The following is a 13792-nucleotide window of genomic DNA, read 5'->3' as shown; positions in this document are numbered from 1 at the left end:
CTGCAACACCCTATTGGTTCCGGTTTTGGGCACCGCCCGGGAAGTCATTGACGGGATCGACCTCTCCGGAAAGTCGGCCATCGTTACTGGCGGATATTCGGGGCTGGGCCTGGAGACCGTGCGGGCGCTGGCCTCAGCCGGCGCCGCCGTGACCGTCCCCGCAAGGCGCTTGGAGCATGCCAAGGAAGTGCTTGCCGCGGCCGGGCTCGCCGATGTGGTCACAGTCGAAGAAATGGACTTGGCCGACCAGGCCAGCGTCAAGGCCTTCGCGCAGCGATACTTGGCCGGGCACGGTTCCTTGGACATTCTGATCAACAACGCCGCCATCATGGCCAGCCCGGAACAGCGGGTAGGTCCGGGCTGGGAGGCGCAGTTCGCGACCAACCACCTGGGGCATTACACCCTGGTGAATGCCTTGTGGCCGGCCCTTGCCGCCTCGGGGGACGCCCGCGTCATTTCCCTCTCATCCACGGGCCACAAGTTGTCGCCCATCAGGTTCGACGACGTCAACTTTGACGGCGGTTACGACAAATGGCGCGCCTACGGCCAGGCCAAAACGGCGAACGCCCTCTTCGCCGTGGAATTGGACCGCCTCGGCAAGGACTCCGGAGTCCGGGCTTTCGCCGTCCATCCGGGTGGCATCATGACCGAACTCCAACGGCATTTGCCCAAGGAAGAGATGGTCGCAGCGGGGTGGATGGATGCGGAGGGAAACGTCCGGGAAGGATTCAAAACGCCGGAACAGGGCGCTGCCACCTCGGTATGGGCCGCGACTTCCCCGGCACTGTCCGGTAAGGGCGGCGTCTATTGCGAAGACTGCGATATTGCCAATCCCACGGACAAGGAATCGCCGTTGGCGAGGTACCAGGGCGTGGATGCGCACGCCATCGACAAGGCCGATGCCACCAAGCTATGGGATTTGTCCGCGAAGCCGACAGGGATCAACGCTTTCGCCTAGCAGGCGGAGTCAGGCGCTTTCGGAGCGGAGCTGCCCGTGATCCACAGGGCACTCCGCGGCCGGGGCTGCGGCCGGTTGCTCAACCTGGATGCCGTACAGAGCCTCCAGCGCTGCGACGTACTCCTCCTGCTGGCCGTTGGCGGCCAGTTCACGGGCCCTGACGGTGGGAATGTGAAGGAGCTGCTTGACCATCCGGCGCAACGCGAATTCGACTTCCTCCGCGGCCGCCGTGCAACCGTGGCGGGCACGGACCTTCTCCATCTCCGCGTCCAACACGTTCATGGTGTGCCGACGCAGCGCGACGATGGCCGTGTCCACGGAGCGTGCCTCGCGCTCGGACTCAAAGGAAGAAGCCGCGCCGGTCACGATCGCGCTGGCCTGGGACAGCGATTCTGCTTGTTCCTGGGGTGCAGCGAGCCGGACCGATTCGAGGGTGAGGAGTTCGACGCCGTCGAGTTCGCCGACGGCGGGATCAAAGTCATGGGTCAGGGCGAGGTCGATCGCAATCAACGGCTTATCCGACTGTGCCCGGACGCGTGCGAGGTCCGCAGCTTCCACGCGGTTGTCTGAACCGCTGCACCCGATCATGACGTCAGCTGCTGCGACAGCGGCGGGCAACGTCTCGGCGTCGAGCGCTGTACCCCCGCGGGTGGCCACGAAAGCCTCGGCGCGGCCGGAGGAAGAATAAACCGAGATCGCGGTGCAGCCGCGTTCGCGAAGGAGCGACATGGTGGCACCCGCATACGCGCCAGTGCCGAAGACCACTACTTTCTTGGTGGACCAATCATCGTTCTCGGCGAGGTCGGTAGCGAGGTCCAAAGCAACGGAGACAATCGACAAGCCGCGTGAGCCCAACGCGGTCTGCGCACCGACGTCCTTGGCGGTCTTGGACGCGGCCTGGAAAAGCCGGACCAAGCCGGAGCTCGCGGTGCCTTCCTGCTGGGCAGTGATCAGGGCGCGACGGACCTGGCCGGCGATTTCGCGCTCACCCACGACTGCTGAGTCCAGTCCGGCACTGACGGCGAAGAGGTGCCTGGTGACCTCGGGACCGGTGTGCGTTGCAAAAGAGCGGGAGACGAGTTGCTCGCTCAAGCCACTCAGTTCACTGATCTGGGAAACCAAGGCGGAGCGGGCCGCTTCAACGTCAGCCCCGTTACCTGTTTCGCCGTAAACCTCATAGCGGTTGCAGGTGGCCAGCACCACCGCTCCGGAAACCACAGGGGAATCGGTGAGGGCTGCGGAGGCAAGCCCGGAGGAACCGTTGCTCAACTGAGCGACAGTTTCGAGGTCGATGTCGGCGTGTGTAGCCACCAATGAGAAAAGAACCACAGCAACCCCATCATAGCTTTTTCGTAGCCCGGTAGAACAATATGGCGCCGTGGTAATCCACACGCTGATGCGTGATCCCCGCCACAGCGGCCCCCTTGGGGCGCGACGTGACAGCTTGTCGTTATCTTTTGCCCCGGATTTTCGGCACAATCGAAGGCATGACTTCTAGCTCGGCAGCATCCCAGAGTACGGCCTCCAACGCCCCGGCGGGAGCCCTCGGCCCCAACCACCCGCTGAAGGACGGCCGTACCCCGGACTCACCGCTGATCACGGCTTACCGTGGCGGCAAGCCGTCACGCAGGCCTGTGTGGTTCATGCGCCAGGCCGGCCGCTCCCTTCCTGAGTACCTGAAGGTCCGCGAAGGCGTTGCCATGCTGGACTCGTGCCTGCGCCCCGAACTCGCCGCCGAGATCACGCTGCAGCCCGTCCGGCGTCACGACGTCGATGCCGCCATCTTCTTTTCGGACATTGTCATTCCCTTGAAGCTTGCAGGCGTCGGCGTGGACATCGTCCCCGGAGTGGGCCCGGTCCTGGACAAGCCTGTCCGCACGGCAGTTGATGTCGCTGCACTTCCCACCCTGACGTGGGAGGCGCTGGAGCCAATCCGTGAGGCCGTGCGCCTGACAGTCGCGGAACTCGGCAAAACTCCGCTGATCGGTTTCGCGGGTGCCCCGTTCACGCTCGCTGCCTACATGGTTGAGGGCAAGCCCTCCCGCGACCATCTCGGCCCGCGGACCATGATGCACGCCGACCCTGAGACGTGGAATGCCCTGGCCAACTGGGCCGCCGATACGTCGGGAATGTTCCTCCAGGCGCAGCTTGAAGCAGGCGCCTCGGCCGCACAGCTCTTTGACTCCTGGGCAGGTTCCCTGGGCCTTGCCGACTACACCAAGTACGTAGCACCGGCCTCCGCCCGGGCACTCGACCATGTCCGGGACCTCGGCGCTCCGTTGATCCACTTTGGCACCGGCACGTCCGAACTCCTGGTTGCCATGCACGACGTCGGAGTGGACGTGATGGGCGTGGACTATCGGCTTCCCCTTGATGAGGCGAACCGTCGCCTTGGCGGGACCGTTCCGCTGCAGGGCAACATCGATCCGGCGCTGCTGTCCGCGCCATGGGATGTCCTTGAAGCGCACGTCCGCGAGGTCATTGCGGCCGGCGCGCACGCCCCGGGCCACGTCCTGAACCTGGGCCACGGCGTTCCTCCGGAGACGGATCCAACCGTCCTGACCCGGGTCGTGGAACTCATCCACTCGATTCCGGCAGAGTAGGGCCATGCGCGGGGGACATCCAACGCCCACAGCCCCTCCTGCAGGACCACGTGCCGTGGTGGTGGGTGGTGGCGTCTCAGGGCTGCTGGCTGCGCGGGAACTTGCCATGTCCGGCAAGTCGGTCACTGTCCTCGAAGCCACCGGCGCGTGGGGTGGTTGCGTGGGCAGCCATGTTGTTGCGGGGCTCCAACTCGACAGCGGCGCAGAGTCATATGCCACGAGGTCCTCAGCGGTAGCCGACCTTGCGCGGGAGCTCGGACTCGGCGACAGGATCGTAGCCCCGCACCCCGGTGGTGCCTGGGTGCAGTTGCCCGACGGTCCGCAGGAATTGCCTAAAACCGGGGTCCTCGGCATTCCGGCGAACCCGTGGGACCCCGAGGTCCGGCGTTCACTGGGTTTCTTCGGTGCGCTGCGGGCCTCCTGGGATCGTTGGTTGCCGGCGCCACTGGGAACGTCCTCGGATGTCACCAGTGTTGCCTCCCTTGTGCGGACCCGGATGGGCAGGAAGGTCCTGGAGCGGCTTGTTTCCCCGGTGGTAGGCGGTGTCCACTCCGCGGACCCCGCACTCCTGGACGTGGACATGGTTGCGCCGGGGCTGCGGGCCGGAATTCGAACACACGGTTCGCTGTCGGCGGCCGTCGCAGCCCAGCGCAAGGTTGCTGCGGTCCGCAGTGGCAAAGATGCAGCAGCCCAGCAGGGTGGCTCCGGGCTGGCCAAGGCGGGTTCCGCCGTCGCCGGTTTAGAGGGTGGCATGAACACCTTGGTGACGGCCTTGGTGGCGGACCTGCGTGGGCGGGGCGTGGACCTGCTCACGGATGCGGCCGCAACGGACGTCGCGAAGACCGCTCCCGGCTGGCGCGTCACCGCTGGCGATTCCACGTACGACGCCGACCATCTGGTAGTAGCGCTCGACGGCCCGTCGGCGGTGGCATTGCTGGAAAAGTCGCTGCCGGCATTGTCCAATCTGCGTCCGGCACCAGGACCCTTGGTGAGCCTGGTGACGATGGTGGTGGACGTGCCCGAACTTGATCGACGACCCCGGGGAACCGGCATCCTGGTGGCGCCGCAAACCCCCGGCATCACGGCGAAGGCCTTGACCCACGCGACGGCAAAATGGGACTGGCTCGCAGGGGAAGCCGGCCCGGGTACCCACGTGCTGCGCCTGTCCTATGGTCGACGCGAAGACGCGGGTGGCTCCGCTGACGTGGTCATGGATGACGAATCCCTCCTCGCCGCGGCCTTGGCTGATGCCTCACGGTTATTGACGGTGCCGGTTTCCAGGGCGGACATTGTGGATTGGGATGTGGTGCGCTGGGCGGGTGCCCTGCCGTTTGCCGCCGTCGGTCATAAACAGCGCGTGGCGCACGTCCGTGAGGTATGCGCCGCTGCTGAGGGGCTGACTGTGGTCGGGGGGTGGTTGGCCGGTAACGGCTTGGCCGCCGTCGTGGCGGACACCCGGAAGCAACTTAGCCAAGCCATCAAGGACGGGCCCGCTTTTGCGTGATTTACATCACTTCTACGCTTTGTAGAACTGATCCGTTTCGACTTAGCGGCTGGCACGGGGCAAACTTGAACCATGAGCCACACTTCTGCCGAATCTGTCACTAAAACTGCTGGAACCGACGAGCAGTTCTTCACGCTTTGGACCGTCTTCAAGCGCTCGGCCGACGTCCTGCGCAGCGGCGATGCTGTCCAGGAATTCGAAGCCCTGACCGAAACGCTCGCCGATGGCGGCGTGGTCCTTCGCGGTAGCTATGACGTGTCGGCGATGCGCTCGGACGCCGACATCATGGTGTGGCTCCACGGCGCCAAGCCGGAGGACCTGCAGTCCGCCGTCCGCTCCATCCGCCGTAGCAAGCTGTTCGCAGGAACGGAGATCGTCTGGTCCGCCATGGGCGTGCACCGAGAGGCCGAGTTCGCCAAGAGCCACGTGCCCGCATACGCCCGGGGCGTCGAGCCCAGCACCTGGCTCTGCGTGTACCCGTTCGTCCGCTCCTACGAGTGGTACATCCTGCCGGCCGAAGAACGCGGCAAGATGCTCCGTGACCACGGCCTCCTCGGCCGCGAATTCCCGCAGGTCATTTCCAACACGGTCTCCTCGTTCGCCCTGGGTGACTGGGAGTGGATCCTCGGGCTCGAGGCTCCTGAACTGGTGGATTTGGTTGACCTGATGCGCCACCTGCGTGCCACCGAAGCCCGCAACCACGTGCGCGAAGAGATCCCCTTCTACACCGGCCGCCGCGTCAGCGCCGCCGAGATTGCTGAGGTCCTGGCATGAGCGAGTTCCCCATTTCCACCGAACCCAACAGCGTGACCGAGCGTGGCCGCCAGGAACCCAAGCAGTACGACGCCGTCCTGCTGGCTTCCTTTGGTGGACCCGAAGGCCAGGAAGACGTCATTCCCTTCCTGCGCAACGTCACCCGCGGGCGCGGCATCCCGGACGAGCGGCTGGAAGAGGTGTCGCACCACTACCGCGCATTCGGTGGCATCAGCCCCATCAACCAGCAGAATCGCGAGCTGAAGGCAGCGATCGAAGCGGAGCTGGCACAGCGCGGCATCGAGCTGCCCGTCCTTTGGGGCAACCGTAACTGGGACCCTTACATCGCCCCCGTTTTGCAGGACGCGTACGACGCCGGCCACCGCCGGATCCTGATGCTCACCACCAGCATCTACTCCTGTTACTCCAGCTGCCGCCAGTACCGCGAAGACATTGGCGTGGCCCTGACCGAAACCGGCCTGGACGGCAAGCTCGAGGTCGACAAGATCCGCCAGTACTTCGACCACCCCGGGGTAGTCCAGCCCTTCCTTGAGGGAACAGCCGCCGGTCTGGAAGAAATCCGCGGGAAGCTGGCTGCTGCCGGCGAAGCCGACCCGGACTCGAAGATCCGGGTCCTGTTCGCTACCCACTCCATTCCCACCCGCGATGCCGAGGCAGCCGGTCGTTCCGACGATGAGCCGCGCGAGTTCGCTGAGGGATCTGCCTACGCAGCCCAGCACCTTGCCAACGCCAAGGCCATCATGGACACCGTGGCACCCAACGTTGCTTGGGATCTCGTGTACCAGTCACGCTCGGGCGCACCGCACATTCCCTGGCTGGAACCGGACATCAACGACCACCTTGAGGAGATTGCTCCGGAAGGTGTCCGGGGCGTTGTCATTGTGCCCCTGGGTTTCGTCAGCGACCACATGGAAGTTGCCTGGGACCTGGACACGGAAGCACTGGAAACGTGCAAGAACCTCAACATCGAGGCCACACGCGTTCCCACGCCGGGCACGCACGCGGCTTTCGTTTCCGGCCTCGTGGACCTTATCTGCGAACGTACCGTGGAGAACAACATCGCCGATCGTCCGCATGTCACCGACCTCGGACCGTGGTACGACGTGTGCCGCCCCAACTGCTGCGAGAACTTCCGCGGTGCCAAGCCCGTCATTGCCGAAGTAGGTACCCGCATTGGCATCGGCCATGACGCGTACGCCGCGTCGGAGGCCGCCAAGTGACCGTCCGCATTGGCACCAGGGCCAGCAAGCTGGCCCTGACTCAAACGCAGCAGACTGCCGACAAGCTGGCTGCTGTCGGCGGCTTCCCGGTAGACCTCGTGCACATCAGGACCGAGGGCGACGTCAAGACCGGTTCCCTCTCCCAAATGGGCGGCACGGGCGTTTTCGTCGCAGCACTTCGGGATGCGTTGCTGGCTGACACCTGCGATGTCGCCGTGCATTCCTTGAAGGACCTGCCCACAGGGGCGGCCCTCGGCCTGAGTATCGCTGCGACGCCAAAGCGCGTCGACGTGCGGGATGTCCTCTGCGCGCGCGACGGCATGACTCTCGCGGAACTGCCGGGCGGGGCGAAGGTGGGCACGGGCTCACCCCGTCGTGCAGCCCAGCTTCGGGCCGCGCGCCCGGACATCGAGGTCCTCGATATCCGAGGCAATGTGGACACCCGCCTCGGCAGGGTCCCGGGGCTCCCGGGAAACACTACGTCCGAGGTTATTGCCGGTAAGTCATGCGACCTCGACGCCGTGGTGCTCGCCGCTGCCGGCCTGGAGCGGATGGACCGGCTGGACACCGTCAGCGAGTTCTTCGAAACCGACGTCATGCTGCCCGCACCGGGGCAGGGGGCGCTGGCCATCGAATGCCGGACGGAGGATGCTCCGCGCCAGGCAGGCACAACGGAGGGCTCCAACGGCGTGTTGGCCCAGGCGCTTGCCGCGCTGAACGACGAAGACACGCGCCTTGCAGTCACAGCCGAACGGGCGGTCCTGGCCAGGCTTGAGGCCGGTTGCGCGGCTCCTGTTGGTGCCTTTGCCTTCCGCAAGGGGAGCATGCTTCACCTGGAAGCTGCTGTTTGCTCAGTGGACGGCACCAAGACCGTGCGCGAGAAAAAGGCCACTGACGGCCTGACTGAAGTGGGAGCCACCCTGCTGGGCATCGAGGTGGCTGAGCTATTGCTCGCTGCCGGTGCCGCGGAGATTGCGGACCTTGCCGCATCCTAAGCCCCTGGAACCAAAGGCCCTGGCCGGCCGGCGCATCCTGGTTACCAGGACCGCCGACCGCGCCCAGGCTTTGGCTTCGCTCCTTACCGGAGCTGGCGCGGAGCCATTAGTGCTTCCACTGATCGACTTTGAACGGGCCGAAGACAGCTCGCCCTTGGATGCCGCTGTTGACCGGTTGTCAGCGGGAGGTTTCGACTGGCTGGTGGTCAGCAGCATCACCACCGTGCGGGTCCTCCTGGAGCAGGCTGCCGAACGCGGTGTCGCCCTTGCCCAGCTGGTGCCGGCCGGCACCAGGGTGGCTACCATTGGCGAATCGTCCAGGCAGGCTCTGGAATCCGTTGGACTCACGGTAGCGCTGGCCCCAACCGAGGCACAGTCGGCCGAGGGCCTCCTTGGCCTCTGGACAGCGGCGCCCGAGCAGGTCTTCCTGCCCCAGGCCGATATCGCCGCACCGGGCCTCCGTGAAGGCCTGGCCGCCAAGGGCGCCGATGTCACCGCCGTGACCGCCTATCACACGGTTGATTACCCTGCCCGCGCTGAACGCCGCCTGAGGGCGGAACTGCCGTCCGCCGTCGTGGTTCAAGACCATGCGCCGCGGACGGTGAGCCCCGCGGAAGCGCGTCAGGCCTTCGACGCCGGGACGATGGACGCAGTGGTGCTCGCCTCGCCCAGCGGCGCACGGCGCATCGCCAGGGACTTTCCGGAACTGGGCCGCTGCCAGGTCATCGCCATTGGACGTCCGACGGCGGCGGCAGCCTCCCAGCTCGGACTCACCGTTGCTGCCACCGCCAAAGAACCAACACCGGACGGCATCGTGGCCGCCCTGGAATCTGTTTTCGCCAACGAAGGGAACCCGCAATGAGCTTTCCAAACCATCGTCCCCGCCGCTTGCGCACAACTCCCGCCATGCGCAGGCTGACCGCCGAGAACCGGCTGGCCCCCGCAGACCTGATCCTCCCGGCCTTCATCCGGGAGGGCCTTACAGAACCGAGCCCCATCAGCTCCATGCCGGGCGTCGTCCAGCACACTACCGACTCCCTGAAGCGCGCTGCCGCCGAGGCCGTGCAGCTGGGTGTGGGCGGCATCATGCTCTTCGGCGTACCCGCAGTGCGGGACGCGCAGGGCACTGCCTCCCTTGACCCTGACGGTGTCCTGAACAAGGCAATCCGCGACGTCAAAGCCGAGGTCGGTGACGACCTGGTGGTCATGGGCGATGTTTGCCTGGACGAGTTCACCGACCACGGCCACTGCGGTGTATTGGACGCCGAGGGCTACGTGGACAATGACGCCACGTTGGAGATTTACGGCCAGATGGCGGTGGCGCAAGCTGATGCCGGCGCGCACGTCCTGGGCCCGTCTGGCATGATGGACGGCCAGATCGCCGTCATCAGGCAAGCGCTGGAGGAATCCGGCCATAAGAACACAGCTGTCCTGGCGTACGCAGCCAAGTATGCGTCCGCTTTCTACGGCCCGTTCCGTGAAGCCGTTGATTCCCAGCTGAAGGGTGACCGCCGAACCTACCAGATGGACGCGGCCAACCGTCGCGAAGCCATCCTTGAAGTTGAGCTGGACCTGGAGGAAGGGGCGGACATGGTCATGGTAAAGCCGGCCATGAGCTACCTGGACATCCTTGCCGACGTCGCAGCCATGAGCCCGGTACCCGTCTCGGCCTACCAAATTTCAGGCGAGTACGCCATGATCGAAGCGGCTGCCGCCAACGGCTGGATCGACAGGCGTGGTGCCATCACCGAGTCCGTGCTGGGGATCAAGCGGGCCGGCGCCGATACCGTACTGACCTACTGGGCCTCCGAACTGGCAGGCTGGCTGAAGGAGTCCTGATGACCTCCGTTTCCTCCGACCCCACCGCGCCGGTAGCGGCGAACCAGATCCTGCTCGGGCTAAACACCTTCGGCGACGCAGGACTCGACGCCGACGGCAATCCCAAGGAACACGCGCAAGTCCTGAGGGAGCTGCTCGAAGAAGCAAAACTGGCGGACGCCGTCGGCATCCACGCTTTTGGCGTAGGTGAGCACCACCGCCGTGACTTTGCCGTGTCCGCACCGGAAGTTTTCCTTGCTGCGGCAGCGGCCGTGACATCCCGGATCCGACTTGGCTCGGCGGTCACGGTGCTGAGCTCAGATGATCCCATCAGGGTGTTCCAGCGGTTCGCGACGGTGGATGCGATATCGGATGGCAGGGCCGAAGTGATGCTCGGAAGGGGCTCCTTCGTGGAGTCCTTCCCGCTGTTCGGCCTGGACCTGGCCGATTACGAGGTCCTCTTCGAGGAAAAGCTCGAGCTGTTCGACAAAGTACGGGCGCAGAAACCCGTCCATTGGGAAGGACGCACGCGGCCCAACGTCAGCGGACTCCAGGTGTACCCGAAGCTGCAGCACCATCTGTTGCCCGCCTGGATCGGCGTCGGGGGAACACCCGAATCAGTCCTGCGCTGTGCTGAATACGGATACCCGATCATTTTCGCCATCATCGGGGGAGAGCCCCGCCGCTTTGCGCCTTTGGTGAATCTCTACCGAGAGGCAATGGGCAAGTACGGCCATCCGATGCGCCAGATCGCAACACACTCACCGGGTTTCATCGCCGATACCGACGAGGCTGCACGCGAAGAACTCTTCCCGCACTGGCTTGAGCAGCGCAACAGGATCGGAGCCGAGCGTGGCTGGGGCCCGGGCAACAGGGGCGAATTCGATGCGATGTGCGGCCCCGAAGGCGCGCTCTACGTTGGCTCTCCGGAAACCGTGGCGCAGAAGATCGCCCTGCTGAAGCGGAACCTCGGAGTGGACCGCTTCGACCTCAAGTACAGCAACGGGACGCTGCCGCACCAGTCCATGATGCGCTGCATCGAGCTTTACGGAACACAGGTAGCCCCACGGGTCACCGAGCTGCTTGCCGAGGCTCCATAGGCGACGGCCCTGCCGCTGATGAATCACTGAAAGAATAGGAACCATGACTTCAAACACCCCCGTCTCCGACCAGCTCTTCGACCGCGCCCGGTCCCTTATGCCCGGTGGCGTGAACTCCCCGGTCCGTGCCTTCGGATCCGTGGGAGGAACCCCGAAGTTCATGGTTTCGGCCAAGGGTGCCTATCTCACTGATGCAGACGGCAAGGAATACGTCGACCTCGTGTGCTCCTGGGGGCCGGCCTTGCTGGGCCATGCCCACCCAGCCGTCCTCGACGCCGTCCACGCGGCCGTGGACCGTGGCCTTTCCTTCGGTGCCTCCACTCCGGATGAAGCCAACCTGGCCGCCATCGTCAAGGAACGTGTCTCCGCCGTCGAACGCCTCCGGATGGTGTCCACCGGCACTGAAGCCACCATGACGGCTGTACGCCTGGCCCGCGGCTACACCGGCCGCAACCTGATCATCAAGTTCGCCGGCTGCTACCACGGCCACCTCGATGGACTGCTCGCCGCGGCCGGTTCGGGCGTCGCTACCTTGGCATTGCCTGGCTCGGCAGGTGTTACCGAAGCTACTGCGGCGGAAACCCTGGTGCTGCCCTACAACGACCTCGCCGCCGTCGAAGCTGCCTTTGCCGCCCATGGCGAAAACATCGCGGCCGTCATCACTGAAGCGGCTCCGGCCAACATGGGTGTCGTCACCCCGGGGGAGGGCTTCAACGCCGGACTCTCCCGGATCACCAAGGAACACGGTGCGCTGCTCATCCTCGACGAAGTCCTCACGGGATTCCGTACCGGCCACGCCGGCTACTGGGGTCTGACCGGCCGCCAGGAAGGCTGGGCGCCGGACCTTCTCACCTTCGGCAAGGTCATCGGTGGCGGTATGCCGACGGCGGCACTTGGCGGCCGTGCCGACGTCATGGACTACCTCGCTCCGGTTGGTCCGGTCTACCAAGCCGGAACGTTGTCGGGGAACCCGGTGGCCATGGCCGCCGGCGTCGCGACGCTGACGAACGCGACGCCTGAGGTCTACGCCCACGTTGATGCCCGTTCGCTGGAGCTTTCAGCGGCCCTCTCGTCCGCCCTGGACGCCGCCGGAGTAGACCACTCTATCCAGAGGGCAGGCAACCTGTTCTCCGTCGCGTTCGGCACCTCTGCCCACGGCGTGCACAACTACGACGACGCCCAAGCCCAGGAATCGTTCCGCTACGCGCCGTTCTTCCACTCCATGCTGGACTCCGGTGTCTATCTTCCGCCGTCCGTCTTCGAAGCATGGTTCCTGTCTGCAGCCCACGACGACGCGGCAATGAGCCGGATCTTCGACGCACTCCCGGCAGCTGCGAAAGCTGCTGCGGCCGCCTCGGCCTGACCTGGCCACCGTGCCCCGGCGAGCTGCCCCAGGTAGCTCCCCGGGGCATTGTTGTACCTGCACGGGGTAGGCTCGTAGATGGAAACCCAACCCCAACGAATTAACGGTTTACCATGCGCAAGACCCAGACAATTGCATCCCTCGGAATGAGCATCGCGGCGGCTGGAGCTTTCCTCGCCATGGCGTCCGGCTGCTCTGCAGGCAGTGGCGGTTCCGCCCCCACCCCGGCGCAGGCGTCGCCGTCGGCCTCTTCTTCCCCGTCATCAGCCGCACCGGTCCCCAGCACCGCGGCGGCAACGCCATCCGCACCGTCGTCCGCTCCAGCGCCTCCTGCTCCAGCCCCAACGCCGACGACGAGCGCCCCATCAGCGGCTGAACAGCAGCTGGCCACCTTGGACTTGGAACAGCGTGTTGGACAGTTGTTCATGGTCGCTGCCAAGGCCACCGGCGTGGAGCCTGCAACCATGGAGGCGCTGAACAGCTATCACGTGGGAAACGTGTACTTGAGCGGACGCAGTAAAGCCGGAACGGCGCCGGCAGCCTCCGTGGTGTCATCGTTGACCAGCACGGTCTCCGCTTCCACCACCGGTGGTTTGCCACTGTCGGTTGCCACAGACCAGGAAGGAGGTTTTGTGCAGGTCCTGTCCGGTCCTGGTTTCTCGCAGATGCCCACAGCGCTTGTGCAGGCCGGAGCTGGGCCTGCCAAGCTCCGCGCAGATGCCGCTGTCTGGGGCAAGGAGCTACGCAGCGTTGGCGTCAACGTGAACCTGGCCCCCGTCCTCGATACCGTCACGAGTCCCGAATTTGCGGCCTCCAACGCCCCGATCGGCCAGTTCCAGCGTGAGTACGGCTTCACACCCCACGACGTCTCGGTGTTGGGCAATGCCTTCGCCGACGGCATGAAGGATGCCGGCGTCGCTCCGGTGGTGAAGCACTTCCCGGGCTTGGGCCGCGTGGTTCCGAACACGGACGTAAGCAGCGAGGTCCGCGACACTGCCACCACACGCAATGATCCCGCCCTGGAGCCGTTCCAGGCGGCCATCAAAGGTGGCGCCCGGTGGGTCATGGTCTCAAATGCCTACTACGACAAGATCGATCCCGCCAACATTGCACCGTTTTCGCCGACCATCATGGAGACTATGCTGCGTACCGACGCCGGGTTCACGGGAATCGTCGTGTCGGATGACCTGTGCAGCGCCGCCCAGTTGAAAGCATGGACGGATGCGGACCGGGCACTGAATTTCTTTGCCGCCGGGGGAACCATGCTGGTGTGCGCCGACCCTGCCAGCATCCCCGCCATGCACCAGGCTGTGGTGAAGAAGGCCCAAACGGATCCGGCCTTCCGTGCCAAGGTGGACGCCGCCGCGCTGACAGTACTGCGGGTCAAGGCCGGCCAGTAGCTTCTGGTTCTCAACGCACGAAACCCCGCCTCGCAGCCCCTAAGGGGGCGTGCAAGG

Annotated in this window: 12 protein-coding genes; 11 read left to right on the top strand and 1 reads right to left on the bottom strand. The window is 65.3% G+C overall.

Annotation, left to right across the window (positions count from 1 at the left end; genetic code table 11):
* The first annotated feature begins 25 nt into the window (after positions 1-25).
* Positions 26-958, top strand: a complete 933-nt coding sequence (locus AC5RU9_RS01595) for an SDR family NAD(P)-dependent oxidoreductase (RefSeq protein WP_494015088.1) — start codon at positions 26-28, stop codon at positions 956-958.
* Between the two features lie 9 nt (positions 959-967).
* Here the strand turns inward: AC5RU9_RS01595 and AC5RU9_RS01590 are convergent, their stop codons facing one another.
* Positions 968-2287 carry a glutamyl-tRNA reductase gene (locus AC5RU9_RS01590; RefSeq protein ID WP_494015087.1) on the bottom strand — a complete coding sequence of 440 codons (1320 nt, stop codon included), beginning with the start codon at positions 2285-2287 and terminating at the stop codon, positions 968-970.
* A gap of 158 nt (positions 2288-2445) precedes the next feature.
* On the opposite strand from AC5RU9_RS01590, the gene hemE reads away from it, so the two are divergent.
* The 10 genes from hemE to AC5RU9_RS01540 all read left to right on the top strand — a co-directional run bounded on the left by hemE (position 2446) and on the right by AC5RU9_RS01540 (position 13735).
* Complete coding sequence (gene hemE / locus AC5RU9_RS01585) at positions 2446-3561, top strand: uroporphyrinogen decarboxylase (RefSeq protein WP_494015086.1); 1116 nt, start codon at positions 2446-2448, stop codon at positions 3559-3561.
* A gap of 4 nt (positions 3562-3565) precedes the next feature.
* A complete protein-coding gene (hemG, locus tag AC5RU9_RS01580) occupies positions 3566-5065 on the top strand; it encodes a protoporphyrinogen oxidase (protein WP_494015085.1) in 1500 nt (499 codons plus the stop codon).
* A 72-nt stretch (positions 5066-5137) separates the two neighbouring features.
* Complete coding sequence (hemQ, locus tag AC5RU9_RS01575; protein ID WP_211714250.1) at positions 5138-5839, top strand: hydrogen peroxide-dependent heme synthase; 702 nt, start codon at positions 5138-5140, stop codon at positions 5837-5839.
* Complete coding sequence (locus tag AC5RU9_RS01570; protein ID WP_494015084.1) at positions 5836-7059, top strand: ferrochelatase; 1224 nt, start codon at positions 5836-5838, stop codon at positions 7057-7059. The genes hemQ and AC5RU9_RS01570 overlap by 4 nt, the downstream gene beginning before the upstream one ends.
* Positions 7056-8054, top strand: coding sequence for a hydroxymethylbilane synthase (hemC, locus tag AC5RU9_RS01565; RefSeq protein ID WP_494015083.1), 999 nt, complete (start codon positions 7056-7058; stop codon positions 8052-8054). The genes AC5RU9_RS01570 and hemC overlap by 4 nt, the downstream gene beginning before the upstream one ends.
* Entirely contained in the window at positions 8041-8916 is an 876-nt protein-coding gene (locus tag AC5RU9_RS01560; RefSeq protein ID WP_494015082.1) for a uroporphyrinogen-III synthase, read from the top strand. Before hemC ends, AC5RU9_RS01560 begins: the two co-directional genes overlap by 14 nt.
* Positions 8913-9893: a porphobilinogen synthase gene (gene hemB / locus AC5RU9_RS01555; protein ID WP_494015081.1), complete on the top strand. Its 981-nt coding sequence runs from the start codon at positions 8913-8915 to the stop codon at positions 9891-9893. Before AC5RU9_RS01560 ends, hemB begins: the two co-directional genes overlap by 4 nt.
* Positions 9893-10972: an LLM class flavin-dependent oxidoreductase gene (locus tag AC5RU9_RS01550; protein WP_211714245.1), complete on the top strand. Its 1080-nt coding sequence runs from the start codon at positions 9893-9895 to the stop codon at positions 10970-10972. The genes hemB and AC5RU9_RS01550 overlap by 1 nt, the downstream gene beginning before the upstream one ends.
* 43 nt (positions 10973-11015) lie before the next feature.
* The gene (gene hemL, locus AC5RU9_RS01545; protein ID WP_494015080.1) at positions 11016-12335 is read left to right on the top strand and encodes a glutamate-1-semialdehyde 2,1-aminomutase; all 1320 of its coding nucleotides are present in this window, start codon (positions 11016-11018) and stop codon (positions 12333-12335) included.
* Positions 12336-12448: 113 nt separating this feature from the next.
* Entirely contained in the window at positions 12449-13735 is a 1287-nt protein-coding gene (locus tag AC5RU9_RS01540) for a glycoside hydrolase family 3 N-terminal domain-containing protein (protein WP_494015079.1), read from the top strand.
* Positions 13736-13792 lie beyond the last annotated feature (57 nt).

Source organism: Arthrobacter sp. B0316-5-4 (assembly GCF_059090325.1).
This window is presented reverse-complemented; position numbering and strand designations above follow the sequence as displayed.